This window comes from Verrucosispora sp. CNZ293 (assembly GCF_002754655.1).
Genome location: NZ_PEFR01000001.1, coordinates 968,764 through 985,672, shown reverse-complemented (window position 1 = coordinate 985,672; position 16,909 = coordinate 968,764). Strand labels below are relative to the sequence as shown.

General features: G+C 71.2%; 12 protein-coding genes. 10 read left to right on the top strand and 2 right to left on the bottom strand.

Features of this window, described 5'->3' with window-relative positions; genetic code table 11:
• Nucleotides 1-165 precede the first annotated feature (165 nt).
• Nucleotides 166-1,437, bottom strand: a complete 1,272-nt coding sequence (locus CLT74_RS04540) for an amino acid permease (protein WP_099845411.1) — start codon at nt 1,435-1,437, stop codon at nt 166-168.
• A 70-nt stretch (nt 1,438-1,507) separates the two neighbouring features.
• Here CLT74_RS04540 and CLT74_RS04535 point away from each other — a divergent pair, with 70 nt between their 5' ends.
• The 5 genes from CLT74_RS04535 (at nt 1,508) to CLT74_RS04515 (ending at nt 9,602) form a co-directional block, all read left to right on the top strand.
• The gene (locus CLT74_RS04535; RefSeq protein ID WP_099845410.1) at nt 1,508-2,521 is read left to right on the top strand and encodes a helix-turn-helix domain-containing protein; all 1,014 of its coding nucleotides are present in this window, start codon (nt 1,508-1,510) and stop codon (nt 2,519-2,521) included.
• A 179-nt stretch (nt 2,522-2,700) separates the two neighbouring features.
• Nucleotides 2,701-6,069 carry an endo-1,4-beta-xylanase gene (locus tag CLT74_RS04530; RefSeq protein ID WP_099845409.1) on the top strand — a complete coding sequence of 1,123 codons (3,369 nt, stop codon included), beginning with the start codon at nt 2,701-2,703 and terminating at the stop codon, nt 6,067-6,069.
• A gap of 266 nt (nt 6,070-6,335) precedes the next feature.
• Complete coding sequence (locus tag CLT74_RS04525; protein ID WP_199172106.1) at nt 6,336-7,043, top strand: YcnI family protein; 708 nt, start codon at nt 6,336-6,338, stop codon at nt 7,041-7,043.
• A 19-nt stretch (nt 7,044-7,062) separates the two neighbouring features.
• On the top strand, nt 7,063-8,982 hold the full coding sequence (locus tag CLT74_RS04520; protein ID WP_099845408.1) for a copper resistance protein CopC: 1,920 nt from the start codon (nt 7,063-7,065) through the stop codon (nt 8,980-8,982).
• On the top strand, nt 8,979-9,602 hold the full coding sequence (locus CLT74_RS04515) for a DUF1775 domain-containing protein (RefSeq protein WP_158240204.1): 624 nt from the start codon (nt 8,979-8,981) through the stop codon (nt 9,600-9,602). The genes CLT74_RS04520 and CLT74_RS04515 overlap by 4 nt, the downstream gene beginning before the upstream one ends.
• A gap of 52 nt (nt 9,603-9,654) precedes the next feature.
• On the opposite strand, the gene CLT74_RS04510 is transcribed toward CLT74_RS04515, so the two are convergent.
• On the bottom strand, nt 9,655-10,674 hold the full coding sequence (locus CLT74_RS04510; RefSeq protein WP_199172105.1) for a hypothetical protein: 1,020 nt from the start codon (nt 10,672-10,674) through the stop codon (nt 9,655-9,657).
• A 371-nt stretch (nt 10,675-11,045) separates the two neighbouring features.
• On the opposite strand from CLT74_RS04510, the gene CLT74_RS04505 reads away from it, so the two are divergent.
• From CLT74_RS04505 to CLT74_RS04485, 5 genes are all read left to right on the top strand, one after another.
• Nucleotides 11,046-12,056: a LacI family DNA-binding transcriptional regulator gene (locus CLT74_RS04505; protein WP_486581979.1), complete on the top strand. Its 1,011-nt coding sequence runs from the start codon at nt 11,046-11,048 to the stop codon at nt 12,054-12,056.
• 73 nt (nt 12,057-12,129) lie between these two features.
• A complete protein-coding gene (locus tag CLT74_RS04500; RefSeq protein ID WP_099845405.1) occupies nt 12,130-13,755 on the top strand; it encodes an FAD-dependent oxidoreductase in 1,626 nt (541 codons plus the stop codon).
• A gap of 17 nt (nt 13,756-13,772) precedes the next feature.
• Entirely contained in the window at nt 13,773-15,044 is a 1,272-nt protein-coding gene (locus CLT74_RS04495; RefSeq protein ID WP_099845404.1) for an ABC transporter substrate-binding protein, read from the top strand.
• Between the two features lie 9 nt (nt 15,045-15,053).
• On the top strand, nt 15,054-16,019 hold the full coding sequence (locus CLT74_RS04490; protein ID WP_099845403.1) for a carbohydrate ABC transporter permease: 966 nt from the start codon (nt 15,054-15,056) through the stop codon (nt 16,017-16,019).
• Nucleotides 16,009-16,851, top strand: a complete 843-nt coding sequence (locus tag CLT74_RS04485; RefSeq protein ID WP_099845402.1) for a carbohydrate ABC transporter permease — start codon at nt 16,009-16,011, stop codon at nt 16,849-16,851. Before CLT74_RS04490 ends, CLT74_RS04485 begins: the two co-directional genes overlap by 11 nt.
• The last annotated feature ends 58 nt before the right edge of the window (nt 16,852-16,909 follow it).

Below are 16,909 nucleotides of genomic sequence, written 5' to 3'. Positions count from 1 at the left end.
TCGTCGTCCCCCGAAAGCATGTCGCGCTCCTCGCTGCGTACCGCGCGGTTGATCCGCTGGGCCAAGCCTAACAAGCGCCGATCGCGCGCCGGCACCGAACCGCACCCACCCGCCGAGCCCCGAATCCCGGCGGGCGGTGCGCGTCTGTCAGGTACGCGTCGCCGATCAGGCGCGGCTCGGGCCGCGCACCCGGAGATAGAGCAGCGCCGCCCCGGTCACCGCCACCGGCCAGAGCAGGTAGACGCCGGTCATGGCCAGGAGGACCAGCACCACGCCGATGGTCGCGGCGGCGGCGTACCAGGCCGCGCTGCGGCGGGGCAGCAGCCGCAGCGCGGCCGCGACACCTATGACGTAGACGGTGATGAAGGAACCGGTGGCGAGCAGCACCAGCGAGCGGGTGCCGAGCCCGGTGACCAGTACCGCGCCGAGCGCCAGGAAGGCGAGAGCGGCGGTGACGGCGAGACTGCGGCGGGGCACCTCACCGGCGACGCTGCCCCGGGCGAGCCAGCCGGGCAGGGCCCCGTCGCGGCCGAGCGCCGCACCGAGCTTCGCCGCGCCGGCGTAGTAGGCGTTCATCGCGCCGAAGGTCAGCAGCAGCGCCGCCCCGGCGACCAACCAGCGGGCGTCCCCGCCGAGCGCGACCGCGAACAACTCGCCAAGCGGCGCCGGGGACCCGGCCGCCGCCGAGCCCAGCACGGCGACTGTCGCGAAGGCCACCGCCAGGTACAGCGCACCGACCACGACGACCGCCGCCGCGGTGGCCCGGGGAAGGTCCCGCTCCGGACGGCGGAACTCGCCGGTCAGGTGGGTGATCGCCTCCCAGCCGACGAAGCTCCACATCAGCAGCGCCGCCGCAGGGCCGACGGCCGTCAGGCCGTGCGGGGCGAAGGGCGCGAAGTTCGCGGCGTCCGCGTGCGGCAGCGACAGCAGCACCGCCAGCAGCAGGAACGCGACGAGCACCCCGGCGAGTGCGAGCTGGACCCGCCCGGCGAGTTGGACACCGGAGTGGTTGGTGACGGTGACCGCGACCATCAGCAGCACGGCGGTGACCGCGATGGTGAGCGTGCCGCCGCCGACCGCCGCCTCGACGTAGGCGGCGCCGAACAGCGCCGCCGCGGAGGCACCCGGTGGTATCGCGAAGTAGAAACACCAGCCCACCACCGCCGCCGCCCGCGGTCCGAAGGCCATTCGGGCGTACGTCGAGACGCCACCCGCGTCCGGGTGGCGGGCGCCGAGCGCGGCGAACGTGGCCGCCAGCGGAGCGGAGACGATAACGAGCAGCAGCCAGGCGAGCAGCGAGGCCGGTCCGGCGGCCTCGGCCGCCAACGCGGGCAGCGCGATCACTCCGGTACCCAGTACGGCGCCGACGTAGAGAGCGGTGCCCTGGGCGGCGGTGAGCCGTCCGCCGGTCACCGGCGTGGCATGGGTCTGAGTCATGTGATCACCGTCGTACCTGCCGGCGGGCCGGAACAGCCGGATTGACGCCGAGCTGCGTTAGATTTCTGCCATGCGTCCACACGTCGTCGCGGTGGCGGTGACCGACAACCTGCCGATCTTCGAGTTGGCGGTCCCGCAGGAGGTGTTCGGCACCGACCGGCGGGACATCGTCGACCCGTGGTACGAGCTGCGTCTCTGCGCGGCCGAGCCGGGTCCGTTACGGACCACTGGTGGTTCCTGGCTCGACCCCGCGCACGGCTTGGACGATCTGGTCGAGGCCGACACCGTGCTGGTGCCCGGTTGCGCCCGGCCGGCCCAGATCGATCCCCCGGCGGAGTTGGTCGCGGCGCTGCGCGCCGCGTACGCGCGGGGCAGCCGCATCGTCGGTCTCTGCACCGGGGCGTACCCGATCGCCGCGGCCGGTCTGCTCGACGGTCGCCGCGCCACCACGCACTGGATGAACGCGCAGGACTTCGCCGGCCGCTACCCGCTCGTCGACCTCGACCCCCGGGTGCTGTACGTGGCGGAGGGGAACATCTTCACCTCGGCGGGTACGGCCGCCGCCATCGATCTGTGCCTGTACCTGGTGCGACAGGACCACGGCGCCGCGGTGGCCAACGAGGTGGCCCGGCGGATGGTGGTGGCACCGCAGCGGGGCGCCGATCACACCCAGTATCCGGCACCGCCGGTGCGGGGAGTCTCCCCTGCCGACCTGAGTCCGGTGCTGGAGTGGGCTCGGCAACACCTGGACCGGCCGCTGTCGGTGACCGACCTGGCTCGCGCGGCAAACCTGAGTCCGCGCACCCTGGCCCGGCGGTTCCGCGACGCCCTCGGCACCACGCCGTTGCAGTGGCTGTTGGAGCAGCGGGTCCGGTTGGCGCAGGAACTGCTGGAGACCACCGAGGATCCGGTGGAGCGGATCGCCCACCGCACCGGCTTCGGCAGCGGCGCCAACCTGCGCCAGCACTTCGGCCGGATCAGCGGAATGACGCCGCAGACCTACCGGCACGTCTTCCGGTACCGGGCCGGCGCCTCGGCCCGTCCGATGGTGACGCAGCGGCCGGCCGGGCGACCACTGAGGTAGCGGAAGCATCAGGGCCGACGCCGCCCTGACCCGTGCCGCACGGCGTCGCGTCGTTACCGGAAACTTCCGGAAGTTCTGGTCACAGCGGTGGTCTCGACATAGCATGCACGCGCTTAAATCCGTCCGAAGGCCCACGTCAGACACACCCGCCAGCACCGATTCTACATAGAGGGACACCGATGCATCTCTGGAGCCTCTCCCATCGATCACGACGCCGGTCCCGAACCCTCGCCCTGCTCTGCTCGGCCGCCCTGGTGACGACGATCGCCGTGGCAGCCCCACCGGCCGCCGCCGCGGAGGTCATCCTCGCCAACGATTTCGAGTCCGGCTCGTTCACCCCGTGGGGACCGCGCGGTGACGTCACTCTCGCCATCACCGACGAGGGACACGAGAGCGACAGCAGCCTGTCGGTCACCGGCCGCACGGCGAACTGGCAGGGCCCGGCGACGAGCGCGACAGCGCTGTTCCGACCCGGTACGCAGTACTCGGTCACCGCCTGGGTGAAGCTGCCGGCCGGCACCGAGGGCACCGCCGGCGTGCACTTCACCGTCGAGGCGACCCCGGCCGACGGCGGCGACAACACCTACACCTGGATCGGCGGGGACGTGCCCACCACCGCCGACGGTTGGGCGCAGATCGGCGGCACCTACACGATGCCCGACGGGCTCAGCGCCGCCACCCTCTACGTCGAGGCGGCGGAGAGCACCCCGTTCCTCCTGGACGACGTGCTGATCACCGCCCCGGACAGCGGACCGGGCGGGCCTGAGCCAGGCACCGTCGTCATCGACACCGACTTCGAGGACGGTTTGGACGGCTGGGGACCGCGCGACAGCGGCCCCGGCGCCCCGACCGTCGAGATCAGCGACATCGCGCACGGCGGGTCCGCCGCGGCGCTGGTCACCGACCGGGTCAACCAGGGCGCCGGACTCGGGCGGGACGTGGCCGGCCTGTTCGAGGCGGGCGTCACCTACGAGTTCAGCGCCTGGCTGCGGTTCGCCGAAGGCCAGTCGACCGACCAGATCTGGCTCAGCCTGGCCAGCACCTCCGGCGGCAGCCAGTCGTTCAGCACCCTCGCCCAGTTCGAGTCCATCACCAACACCGGCTGGACCGAGGTGAGCGCCCGGTTCACCATGCCGGCCTCGGACGAGGCGCTGCTCTACTTCGAGACCCGCTGGCAGGGCGCGGACGTGGCCGGCAACACAAGCGACTTCCTGGTCGACGACATCGTCGTACGGGTGCCCGAGCCGCCGGTCATCGAGGACCTCACCGGCATCCACGAGACCACCGACTTCCCGGTCGGCGTGGCGATCGACGCCCGAGAGACGGTGGGCGGCGGCGCCGAGCTGCTGAACCGGCACTTCAACCAGGTCACCCACGAGAACCACATGAAGCCCGAGGCCTGGTACGACGACGAGCGCACCTTCCGACCGCACGAGCAGGCGCTCACGGTGATGGACTTCGCCCGCGACAACGACCTGCGGGTCTACGGTCACGTGCTGGTGTGGCACAGCCAGACCCCGGCCTGGTTCTTCCAGGACGCCGACGGCCAACCGCTGAGCACGTCCGCCGCACACCAGCAGGTGCTGCGTGACCGGCTGCGGACCCACATCTTCAATGTCGCCGAGTCACTGTCCGACCGCTACGGCCCGTTCGGCTCCCCCACTAACCCGTTGTACGCCTGGGACGTGGTCAACGAGGTCATCAGCGACAGCAGCGAGTACGCCGACGGTCTGCGCCGCAGCGAGTGGTACCGGATCCTCGGCGAGAGCTTCATCGACCTGTCGTTCGAGTACGCGCACGAGGCGTTCAACGATGTCCACGCCGTACCCGGCAGCGACCCGGTCACCCTGTTCATCAACGACTACAACACCGAGCAGAGTGGCAAGCAGGCCCGCTACCGGGCGCTGGTGCAGCGACTTGTCGACCGCGACGTGCCGATCGACGGGGTGGGTCACCAGTTCCACGTCTCGCTGGCCACGCCGGTCAGCAGCCTGGAGACCACGTTGGAGGCCTTCGCGGAGCTGCCGCTGACCCAGGCCGTCACCGAACTCGACGTCACCACCGGCACGCCGGTGACCCAGGCGCGACTGATCGAGCAGGGTTACTTCTACCGGGACGCCTTCCGGATCTTCCGGGAGCACACCGACGACCTGTTCGCCGTCACGGTCTGGGGTCTCACCGACGGCCGTTCGTGGCGGTCGGCCAACGCGCCGCTGCTGTTCGACGACAACCTGCGGGCCAAGCCCGCCTACTACGGCGCGGTGGACGGCGAACTGCCGGCGCGCCTGCGTACCGCCAACGTCTTCGCCGGTGACGTGGCGATCACGGCCGCCGCGCCGAAGGATCTGACCTGGCGCAAGCTGCCGCTGCACCCGATCGAGGACACGGCGCGGTTCCAGCTGCGCTGGGCGCCGGATCATCTGACCGCGTACGTCACCGTCGACGACGCCTCGGACTCCGACGAGGACCGGGTCACCTTCGCCCTGGGTGAGGAGACCTACCGCGTCTCCCGCGACGGCAGCGGCGACGTGCCGGCCGTGGCGGCCGAGCGGGACGGTGGCTACCACCTGGTCGCCCACCTGCCGCTCACCGATGCCGCCGAGGGCCAGACCCGCACCCTCGACGTGCGGGTGACCGACAACGGCACCACCTCCGGCTGGAACACTCCGGGTGCCGTCGGCACCCTGAGCCTGGTGGAGGAGCTGTCCTATCTGGAGGTCCGCGAGACGGCCGCCGCACCGGTGATCGACGGTGCCGTGGACGCCGTCTGGTCCCAGGCCGCCTCGGTCGCCACCACCAAGCAGGTCTCCGGCACCGACGGTGCGACCGCGAACGTGCGCACCCTCTGGCGGGGCCAGACGCTGTACGTGCTGGCCGAGGTCACCGACCCGGTGGTGGACGTCTCCGGCTCCGACCCGTGGACCCAGGACTCGGTCGAGATCTACGTCGACGCCGGCAACGTCAAGAACGGTCCGTTCCGCTACGACGACACCCAGATCCGGATCAACGCCGACAACGTCGTCTCGTTCGGTACCGGTGACGAGGCGTTCCAGGCCGGGCGGCTGGAGAGCGCGGCCGTGCGGACCGAGACCGGCTACACCGTCGAGGCGGCGATCAGCCTGCTCGAATACGGTGGTCTCGGCACGTTCCACGGCCTGGACTTCCAGGTCAACGACGCCTCCGACGGCACCCGCACGTCGATCCGCAACTGGGCCGAGCAGAACGGCGAGGGCTACCAGACCACCGCCCGCTGGGGTGTGGGCCGGCTGGTCGCCGGCTCCAACGTGGAGATCACGATGGAGCGGATCGCCCGCTGGAACTCCGACAGCGGCGGTGGCTACTGCGCGACCATCACCGCCACCAACAACGGCGACAAGGCCGTGGAGTGGACCGCCGTGGTCGATCTGGAGGGTGAGGTCTACAACGCCTGGAACTTCAAGCGGGAGCGGCTGGCCGACGGCAGCTACCGCATCCGGGGAGTCGACTGGAACCGGACCCTGGCTGCCGGTGCCAGCACTTTCAGCATCGGGTACTGCGCCAACCTGTGACACCCGGCGGGACCTGGTCGGCTGACCATGCCGACCGGGTCGAGCCGGTGAGGTAGGGCCGGTGGCGGCCATCGCTCGTTCAGGGCGGTGGCCGCCACCCGCATGTCCGGGTCCGGCGTACCGGAGGTGACCTGACACGGACAGCCGGGCGCCTCGCCCGCATCGTGGGATGGGGGCACGGGCGGGAACTTCGGGTGGTCGACACCCGACCACGTGAATGTGACGTGCCGCGCAGGTCGCGGGCCGCCCTCCGGAAAGGTTGTCCCATGATGGTTCTCAGACGTCGCAGGGTCGCGCAGGTCGGCGCCCTCGGGCTCTTCACCGCCGCGGCGGTGGCGCTCACCGGAGCGCCGGCCGCCGCGCACGTCACGGTCAGTCCGTCGGTCACCACCGCGGGTTCCTACACCGTCCTGACGTTCGGGGTGCCGCACGGCTGCGACAAGTCGGCCACCACAAAGGTGTCCATCAAGATTCCGGAGCAGATCATCTCGGTCACGCCGACGGTGAACTCGAACTGGACCGTGCAGAAGGTGATGGCGGAGCTGAACCCGCCGGTCAAGGACAGCCACGGCAACGAGATCACGCAGCGGGTCACTGAGGTGGTCTACACCGCGAAGACGCCGCTGCCGGCCGATCTGCGGGACACCTTCGAGCTGTCGTTGAAACTGCCGGACGCCGCCGGCGAGACGCTTGCCTTCCCGGCCGTGCAGACCTGCGAGCAGGGTGAGACGCCGTGGGTGGAGATGCCCGCCGCCGGTCAGGACCCCGACGAGCTGGAGCACCCGGCACCGACGTTCGTGCTGACCGCGACGGCCGACGCCGACGTCGAGGAGGCGGCCGTGCAGCCGGTGTCGCAGACCACCGACGAGCCCGCTGGCGGCACCGGCGTGGTCAGTTGGATCGCCCTGGTGCTCGGTGCGCTGGGCCTGGCGGCGGGCGGGCTGGCGCTGCTGCGTACCCGCAAGGCCGCCTGACGGGCGGGCGACCTTGCGGATGAGGTCGCGTGGCACGTGGACCGTGCCGGGTCGGCGAGCGCGGCGGGCGTGGGTCGCCGTGCTCGCCGCGCTGCTCGGCCTGCTGGCCGCTGTCGCGCCAGCGACACCGGCCGCCGCGCACGCGGTGCTGCTGGGCACCGACCCGGCCGACGGTGCCGTGCTGGCCACCGTCCCGGCCGAGGTGACACTGACTTTCAACGAGCCGGTGACGGTACGCCCCGGCGGAGTCCGACTACTCGATGCGGCGGGCGACGAACTGTCCACCGACAGTCGGTCGGTGGACACCACAGTGGTCCTGGCCATCCCACCGGATCTTGCCGACGGCACCTACATCGTGGCGTTCCGGGTGATCTCGGCGGACAGCCACCCCGTCTCCGGTGGGTTCAGCTTTGCCGTCGGCGCGCCGAGCAGCGCGGCCGTGGTGGTGCCGGAAAGCCGTCCGAGCGGCGCGCTGAACGTCCTGCGCCAGGCCGCCGAGGCGGTGGCCTATCTGGGCCTGCTGGTCAGCGCCGGCCTGCTGGTCTTCCTGCTCGTGCTGCTCCGCGCCGAGGCACCGGTCCTGCGACGTCGGCTGCTGCGGCTCGCCGGCTGGTCGGCGGGTCTGACCGTGCTGGCCCGGCTGGTGCTGGTGCCTGCCGTGCCCGCCTGGCAGGACGGTGGCGAGCTGACCGGACTCATCGACGGGGCCCCGTGGCTGACCGGTCTGCGGTCGGAGGAGGCGCTGAGTTCGATGCTGGTCGTCCTCGGGCTGGGCGTCGCGCTGTGGGCCACGGCGACCGCCGGGGCACCGGCGATCCGACATCCCGCCACCGCCGCCGTCGGGGTGCGGGCACGCCCGGAGCCCGCCACCGCTGCCGCCGTCGGGACCCCGGCAGCACAGCGGCCCGCATCCGCCGGGCCACCGCTCCGGGAGCCCGGTGTCGTCGAGACACCACCGCCGGTGGGCGCAGTAGGCGAGGCGACGACGGATGTGGAGTCGACGGTCGACGGTCGCCGGCCGGCTCGACACGCCGTGCTGGCCGCTCTGGCGTTTGCCGGTGTCGCCCTCGCCTGGGGGGCTGTTGCTCTGGTCGGACATACCCGCACCTACGGGCCGGCCTGGCTGGTCGTCCCGGCCGACGTCCTGCACGTCACCACCGCCGGGGTGTGGCTGGGCGGGTTGGTGGCACTGCCCTGGGCGCTGGTCCGCTCGGCCGACCTGGGAGCCGACGCGGCCGTTCGCACGGTGTCCGCGTTCTCCCGTACCGCCGCCGTCCTCGTCGGCCTGCTCGGCGCCGCCGGCCTGCTGCTCAGCTGGCGCATCCTGCGGTCCTGGGAAGCGCTCTGGGCCACCTCGTACGGGGTGGCGCTGCTGACTAAGGTCGGGCTGACCGTCGTGGTTCTCGTCGTCGCCGCCCACAACCGCTACCGCCTCGTGCCGCGCGTCGTCGCCGCCGACCGGGACGAGGGCTCCGCCGTGGCGTGGCGGCTGCTGCGTCGTAGCGTCCGGGCGGAGGCCGCGCTGCTCGTCGGTGTCGTCGTCGCAACCGGGTTCCTGGTCACGCAGAGCCCGGTCGTCGAGGCGGCGCCCCGGCCGGTGGCGGACGCCGGCAGCGGCCCGCTCGTGGTGGAGACACCGCTGGGTCCGGGTCGCGCGGTCGCCCGGTTCACCCCCGGACAGGTAGGAGTGAACTCGATGGAACTTGAACTCGTCGACGCCGCCGGTCAGCCGGTGGTCCCGGTGACGGACCCGAAGCTGACGGTGCTGCTGCCGGCGATGGACATCGGCCCACTGGAGCGGGCGGTGGCGCGTACCGGCCCGGGCCGGTACGAGGCCGTGGTCGACCTGCCCCTCGCCGGGTCATGGGTGGTGCAGGCCAGCGTGCGGACCTCCAAGTACGAGAATCCGATCGCCCGCTTCACCGTGGACGTCCGGTGACGCCACGGCGATGGATCAGGACGGTCGGCGTGGCGACGGCCGGCTTCGTCGGATATCTGCTGCTCGGTGCGGTACCGGCTGCCGCCCACGTCGAGGTCGCGCGGGCACAGCCGAACGGTGACGGTACGACCACGTTGACGTTCAGCTTCGACCACAGTTGCGACGACTCACCCACGACCGAACTGGTCGTCGCACTGCCGGACGGGGTGACCGCGTCCGACACCGTGCCACCGCAGGGCTGGACCGCCTCGGTCGCCGGTGACCGCGTCACGTTCACCGGACCCGGCCGGGACACCGCCGAGGTGGGGGTGACCGCCCGGATCGTGGCCCGGGCCGGCGACACACTGCATTTCCCGGTGCTGCAACGGTGCGCCGACGGCGGTTCGTACGACTGGATCGACATCACCGCCGACAGCGAGCATCCGGCACCGCGGTTGATCGCCACGAACGCCGTGCTCGCCGCCCCGCCGGAGGCGACCACCGCGCCGCCGGTCGCGGTGGTCGGCGGTGCGGGGCCGCCCCAGGGTGGTGGTGCCACCCTGGGGCAGGCGTCGGCCGTGGTGGTCGCCTTCGTCACCGCCGCAGCGGTCGCCGGGTTCGTCTCCGTGCGGCGGCAGTGACCGGGTGGCGGTGGCCGGTGTTGACCGGTGCGGGGCGGGCGCCCCGCACCGGTCAGACGGCCCGGGCGATGCAGATGCGGGCGTCGAGCCGGGGGCCGGCCTCGTAGATCATGTACGAAACGCCGCCGTCGGTGCCGAAGGCGGGCGCGGCGACCCGACCGTTGTCCGAGGCGATCGGGGCGTGGAAGACCCCGAGGTGCACCTCCCGGTCGAAGTTGTTGCCGACCTCGGTGAGCCGGATCCGTCCGTCGTTGCCGTGGTAGGCGACGTAGCTGGTGCCGTTGCGCTTGAGCAGGTGCGGGCTGGAGATGTCGGTGAGCCCGTCACCGGCGGGCGAGATCAGCGGGTTCGGGGCGAACTGCCACTGGTCCCAGCCGTTCGGCGACCAGCCCCAGAAGATCTTCCGGGTGCCGGGGCCGACCGTGTGCGCGCCCATGAAGAGCATGACGTACCTGTTGTCCTTCCCGGCGACGGCGTGCTCGAAGACCCGGGCGTACGAGGTCTCGGTGGTGTTCGGCACCAGGCGCGTGCTCAGGATCGGCGTCTCGTCGGTGAAGGTGATGCCGTCACGGGACCGGGCCACCCGGGTGGTGAAGTTCTCCCCGTGGAAGTAGAGAAAGAACTCCCTGGTGGGGGCGTTCCACACCACGTGCGGTGAGGAGACGTGGCTGACCGTGGTGGTGGGCAGCACCCGGTCGACTATCGGGTTGCCGGGATGCTCGGTGTAGGGGCCTTCGAGCCGGTCGGCGTAGGCCAGGCAGATGCCGCCGGGCGCGTCGTGCGGGGCGTAGTAGAGGTAGTACCGCCCCCGGGCCCCGGAGATCTTGTCGTAGACCCCACGTACGCAGGGGAAGATCGTCTCGCCGGTGGGGTTGTAGGCAAGCGGCCCGGCGAACGCGTCGCGGACGTACCGGTAGCTGGGGAAGCCGGCCGGGCCGGCGAGGGCGGGACCGGCGGCGAGGGCGCCGCCGAGCGCGGTGCCGGCGGCCGTGGCGGTGCCGAGCAGGGCCGCGCCGCGTAGCAGGCCACGGCGGCTCAGCGCGGCGGGTCCGGGTAGGGAGCTGTCGGTCATGCGGATCTCCGATCGTGAGTGGGACGCTCGTCGATGGCGGAGCTGGGGACGGTGGTGGGACCGCACTGCCGGCTGGGACTGGCAGGTCGGTGGTGGCCGGCGTGGACGGCGGTCGCCGCAACGATTGCCGGTGACCGTGCGTGAGATCGGGCTCCATGAAGGAGCAGCGCTTGTGATCGATGAGTCTGCGGTCGACGGTGACCTCGGTCAAGGCGCTAATACGAATTATCACGCCCACTTCCGCGAGAAGTTTTCCGCTGACGGGGGTTGACGGCGAGCCGCGACGGGTCGCAGGATTTCACACCAACGTAGCTAATGCGTATTAGCGCAGAAACGATTGGACACGGAACGTGACCGGATCGCGTAGGCGGGTGACCCAGCAGGACATCGCCCGGATGACAGGTGTCAGCCAGGCCACCGTCTCCCTGGTGCTCAACGGTCGCGACGACGGCAGCGTCCGGATCGCCCCGGAGACCCGGGAACGGGTGCTGCTCGCCATCCGGGACACCGGGTACGTCGCCGACCCGGTGGCCCGGCGGCTGGCCGCCCGGCACAACCGGATCCTCGGCGTCTTCACCTACGAGCCGGTGTTCCCGGCCGGCACCGGCGACTTCTACCACCCGTTCCTGGTCGGCATCGAGGAGTCCGCCGAACGCCTCGGCTGCGACCTGCTGCTGCTCACCAGCGCTCCGGTCACCGACGGCCGGCGGCGCATCTTCCACGACGACAACCGGCTGCGGTTGGCCGACGGTTGCGTCCTGCTCGGCCGGTCACTGGACCGCGACGAGCTGGGCCGGCTGGTCGCCGAGGGGCATCCGTTCGTGTCGGTCGGCCGGCGCGACGACGCGGGTGGGCCGGTGCCGTACGTCGGCGCGGACTACACCACCGCCACCGCCGACATGGTGCGACGGGCCCTCGACGCCGGGCACACCAGGTTGGCGTACCTCGGTCAGGGGTCCGGCCCGGAATCACACTCCGACCGGTTCGCCGGCTACCGGGCCGCCCTCGACGCGGCCGGGCTGCCGACCCGACACGAACCCACCGACCGCTCCCCCGCCGACCTGCTCGACGCGCTGCTCGCCGCCGGGGTCACCGCCGTGATGGTCGAGGAGTACGCCGACGGGGTCGCCCTGGCCGCCGTCGCCGCCGAGCGCGGCCTGACCGTACCCGCCGACCTGTCCATCCTGGCGCTCGGCGATCCGACCCGACCGACCACCCGCGACCTGGAGTTCACCGGCTTCCGGATCCCCCGCCGCGAGATGGGGTGGCAGGCCGTCGAGGTGCTCACCGGGCTGCTCGCCGCGATGCCCGGCACGGTGACCCAGCGGCTGCTGCCGTGCCAGCCGGTCGACGGCGTCACCCTGCTGCCGCCCCGGCACTGACCAGCTCTTCCCGGTCGCCACGTCTTGCCCCGGTGACCCTCGACCAACCCCTGAGAGGACGACCGTGCCCGAAATGCAGGCCGAAGTGCTCATCGTCGGCGGTGGGCTCGGCGGCGTGGCCGCCGCCCTGGCCGCGCTGCGCGCCGGTCGCAGCGTGCTGCTGACCGAGGAGTACGACTGGCTCGGCGGGCAACTCACCAGCCAGGCCGTACCGCCGGACGAGCACTCCTGGGTGGAGCACTTCGGTGTCACCGCCAGCTACCGGGCGCTGCGCGACGGCATCCGGGAGCACTACCGGCGCTGGTATCCGTTGACCGACCGGGCCCGTCGCACCACCGCGTTGAACCCGGGTGCCGGGCACGTCAGCCGACTCTGCCACGAGCCCCGGGTCGCGGTGGCCGTGCTGGAGGCCATGCTGGCGCCGTACCGGGGATCCGGGCGGCTGCGGGTGCTCAAGCCGTACCGACCGGTGGCCGCCGACACCGACGGCGACCGGGTCACCGGTGTCACCGTGGCGCACCGGCACACAGGTGAGCGGATTCACCTGACCGCGCCGTACGTGCTGGACGCCACCGAGACCGGTGACCTGCTGCCGCTGACCGGCACCGAGTACGTGACAGGCTTCGAGTCACGGGCGGACACCGGTGAGCCGAGCGCACCGGAGCAGGCCCAACCGGCGAACATGCAGGCGGTGTCGGTGTGCTTCGCGGTCGACCACGTCGACGGCGACCACACCATCGACAAGCCGGCGGCGTACGACTTCTGGCGGGCATACCGACCGCCGTTCTGGGGCGACCGGATGCTGTCGTTCCGCTCCCCCAACCCGCGCACCCTGGACATCTCCGAACGCAGCTTCACCCCCAACCCGGACGACGACCCCTGGCTCGTTCAGGCCGACCAGCGGGTCAACCCGGGCGACGGGAACCTGTGGACGTTCCGCCGGATCGCCGCCCGGCGCAACTTCGCCCCCGGCGCCTACGACAGCGACATCTGCCTGGTCAACTGGCCGATGCTCGACTACTTCGAGCAGCCGGTCATCGACGTACCCGATCCGGACGCACGGATCGAGGCGGCCCGGGAACTCTCCCTGTCGGTGCTGTACTGGCTCCAGACCGAGGCGCCCCGCGCCGACGGCGGCACCGGCTTTCCCAGCCTGCGGCTGCGCGGCGACGTCACCGGGAACGGCACCGCCGCCACCGGCGGCGACCTCACCCACAGCGGGCTGGCCCAGGCGCCCTACATCCGCGAGTCGCGCCGTATCCGCGCCGAGTACACGGTCGTCGAGCAGGACCTCTCCCTGGAGATCCGGGGCGACAAGGGCGCGGTCAGCTACGCCGACTCGGTAGGTGTCGGGATGTACCGCATCGACCTGCACCCCTCCACCGGCGGCGACAACTACATCGACGTGGCCTCCTGCCCCTTTGAGATCCCGCTCGGCGCCCTGATCCCCCGGCGGGCGGAGAACCTGCTGCCCGCCGGCAAGAACATCGGCACCACACACATCACAAACGGCTCCTACCGCCTGCACCCCGTGGAGTGGAACGTCGGCGAGGTCGCCGGCCTGCTCGCGGACTTCTGCCTGGCCCGGCGGGTCACCCCCCGCGCGGTGCGTTACACCCCCGGCCTGCTGGCCGACTTCCAGAACCGCCTCGCCGACTCCGGTGTCGAGCTGCGCTGGCCCGACATCGCCGGCTACTGAGGAAGGACATATCCCCCATGAGGAACCGGTTGACGGCCGTCGTCGCGCTCACCGCGCTGCTCGGCCTGACCGCCTGCGGTGGCGACTCCGCCGAGTCCGACGGCCCGGTCACGTTGCGGATGACCACCTGGTCGGCGAACGAGGCCCACCTGAAACTGTTCAACGAGATCGCCGCCGAGTACACCGCCAGCAACCCGGACGTCGCCGGGATCACCTTCGACCCGATCCCGTTCGAGAACTACACCACCACCCTGACCACGCAGATCGCCGGCGGCAACCCGCCCGACCTGGCCTGGGTGCTGGAGAACTCCGCCCCGGACTTCGTCACCTCCGGTGCGCTCGTGCCGCTCACCGACACCCTCAAGAACACCGAGGGGTACGTCTTCGACGAACTCGCCCCGGCCGCGACGAAGCTGTGGCAGGTCGGCGGCGAGCTGTACGCGTACCCCTTCTCCACCTCGCCGTTCGGGGTGTTCGTCAACACCGACCTGGTGAAGTCGTCCGGCGCGCGGAGCCCGGCCGAGCTGATCGCCGCCGGCACGTGGACCTGGCAGAACGCGCTGACCACCGCGAAGGCGGTGCAGGAGGAGACCGGCAAGGCGGGTCTGGTGGTCCGCGACTTCGACTACAAGGGCTGGGACTTCCTGTCCACCGTGTGGACCGGGTGGGGCGCGCAGGCGTGGAGCGAGGACGGCCGTACCTGCGGTTTCAACTCGGCCGAGATGGTCGAGGCGATGACCGTCCTGCACCGGGGGATCTTCGTCGACAAGGCGCTGCCGGGCCCGGGTACCACCGCCGACTTCTTCGCCGGTGACGCCGGCATGACCATCACCCAGATCTCCCGCGCGTCACTGCTGGAGGGGCAGAAGTTCGGCTGGGATCTGGTGCCGCTGCCCGCCGGGCCGAAGGGCGAGTACGCGGTGATCGGCCAGGGTGGCATGGGCGTGCTCAAGCAGGGCCGCAACGCCGAGGCCGCCGCCGACTTCCTGGCGTACCTGACCAACCCCACCAACTCGGCGAAGCTGGCGCAGTTCTTCCCGCCGCCGCGTACCTCGCTGCTCACCGCCGACACCCTCGCCAAGACCAACCCGCTGCTGAGCCCCGAGCAGTTGCAGCAGGTCGTCATCGACGGGATCGCCGAGGGCGTGGTCAAGCCCAGCCACACCGGCCAGGCCGAGCTGAACCAGGCCGTCCGGGCCGCGCTCGATCCGCTGTGGCGGCCGGACGCGGACGTTCGGGGTGTCCTCGACGGCGTCTGCACCGCGATCAGCCCGCTGCTGGCGAAGTAGGTTTCTCCGATGTCGGTCCTGACCAGGGACTCCGTGGGGCGGGCCGGTGACCGGTCCGCCCCCGCCGGGGGCACCCCGCACCGGCGGCGCGGCTGGTGGACGACCCGCCGCCGCGACCAGCTCGCCGGGCTGCTCTTCGTCGCCCCACAACTCGTCGGCTCGGTGCTGTTCGTGCTGATCCCGCTCGGGCTGGTCTTCTGGTACAGCCTGCACGAATGGAACGTGCTCGCCGGCACCTTCGAGTTCGTCGGCGCGGACAACTACCAGGCCCTGGCCGACGATCCGAACCTGCCGTCGGTGCTGCGGGTCACCGCGCTGTTCTCGATCGGCCTGGTGGCGTTCAACCTCAGCCTGGCCCTGCTGCTCGCGGTGCTGCTCAACCAGCGGCTCCGCGGCACCGTCGTGTTCCGGACGTTGTTCTTCTCCCCGGTGGTCGTCTCCCTGGTCGCCTGGACGATCGTGTGGGGGTTCCTGCTCCAGGACAACGGCGGCGTCAACGGGGCGTTGGACGTGGCCGGTGTGGACGGGCCGAACTGGCTGCGCGGCGACTGGACGGCGCTGCTGTCGGTGATCGTGGTGCAGGTGGTCAAGAACGTCGGCCTGAACATGGTGCTGTTCCTGGCCGCCCTGCAGGGTGTGCCGGCGGAGCTGTACGAGGCGGCCCGGGTCGAGGGGGCCAACGCCTGGACCCGATTCCGGCGGATCACCGTCCCGCTGATCAGCCCGACCATCCTGCTCACCTCGATCATCACGGTGGTCGGGTCGTTGCAGGTGTTCGCCCAGATCGCCGTGCTCACCCAGGGCGGGCCGGGCACCTCGACCACGGTGCTCGTCTACTACCTGTACCAGCGGGCGTTCCAGTTCCACCAGTTCGGCTACGGCGCCACGCTGTCGGTGCTGCTCTTCCTGATCGTGCTGGTGCTCACCGTCGTGCAGTGGCGGATGCGCAGGAAGTGGGTCTTCCATGAACAGTAGGCTCTCCGCACGGGCCAGGGTCGCGCTCTACGGTGCGCTCTGCCTGCTGGCCCTGCCGTTCGTCTTCCCCACCTGGTGGATGGTCACCTCGTCGGTGAAGCCGGTGGGCGACATCTTCGCCTTCCCACCGTCACTGATCCCCACCGAGGCCAGTCTCTCCGCGTACCGGCGGGTCTTCGAGCTGCAACCGTTCGCGCAGCAGTACTTCAACAGCGGATACATCGCGGCAGTGGTCACCGTCGGCACCCTGGCGGTCTCGTCGCTGGCCGGGTACGCCTTCGCCCGGATCCGTTTCCGGGGTCAGCAGGTGCTGTTCGTGGTGGTGCTTGTCGGACTGCTCATCCCGAGCGAGGTGACGATCGTGCCGCTGTTCCGGATGTTCAACTCGTGGGGCATGGTGGACACCCACTGGCCGCTGATCCTGGTGCCGATCCTCGGCGCGCCGAGCGTGCTGGCCACCTTCATCATGCGGCAGTTCTTCATCACCCTCCCCGCCGAGCTGGAGGAGGCGGCGCGGGTGGACGGGCTGGGCCGCTTCGCCACCTTCTGGCGGATCGCGTTGCCGCTGGCCCGCCCGGCGCTCGGCGCGGTGGCGATCTTCACCTTCCTGCACAGCTGGAACCTGTACCTGGAGCCGATCGTCTTCCTCTCCACGCCGGAGAAGTTCACCCTGCCGCAGGCACTCACCCAGTTTGTCGACGCCTACGGCGGGCCGATGTGGGACGTGCAGCTGTCGGCGGCGTCGATGACCGCCATCCCGATCCTGGTGATCTTCGTGATCGCGCAGCGGCAGTTCATCGAAGGTCTGGCCCACACCGGTCTGAAGGGCTGAGCCGGGCCGGGCGTCACCGTTACGCGGGACGAGCCCCGGGCGATCACCGTCGATCGCC

Coding starts and splice junctions, on each gene's coding strand:
- CLT74_RS04520 (WP_099845408.1), top strand. CDS start 7,063: ATGAGGTCGCGTGGCACGTGGACCGTGCCGGGTCGGCGAGCGCGGCGG.
- CLT74_RS04540 (WP_099845411.1), bottom strand. CDS start 1,437: ATGACTCAGACCCATGCCACGCCGGTGACCGGCGGACGGCTCACCGCC.
- CLT74_RS04535 (WP_099845410.1), top strand. CDS start 1,508: ATGCGTCCACACGTCGTCGCGGTGGCGGTGACCGACAACCTGCCGATC.
- CLT74_RS04495 (WP_099845404.1), top strand. CDS start 13,773: ATGAGGAACCGGTTGACGGCCGTCGTCGCGCTCACCGCGCTGCTCGGC.
- CLT74_RS04510 (WP_199172105.1), bottom strand. CDS start 10,674: ATGACCGACAGCTCCCTACCCGGACCCGCCGCGCTGAGCCGCCGTGGC.
- CLT74_RS04530 (WP_099845409.1), top strand. CDS start 2,701: ATGCATCTCTGGAGCCTCTCCCATCGATCACGACGCCGGTCCCGAACC.
- CLT74_RS04490 (WP_099845403.1), top strand. CDS start 15,054: ATGTCGGTCCTGACCAGGGACTCCGTGGGGCGGGCCGGTGACCGGTCC.
- CLT74_RS04525 (WP_199172106.1), top strand. CDS start 6,336: ATGATGGTTCTCAGACGTCGCAGGGTCGCGCAGGTCGGCGCCCTCGGG.
- CLT74_RS04500 (WP_099845405.1), top strand. CDS start 12,130: ATGCAGGCCGAAGTGCTCATCGTCGGCGGTGGGCTCGGCGGCGTGGCC.
- CLT74_RS04485 (WP_099845402.1), top strand. CDS start 16,009: ATGAACAGTAGGCTCTCCGCACGGGCCAGGGTCGCGCTCTACGGTGCG.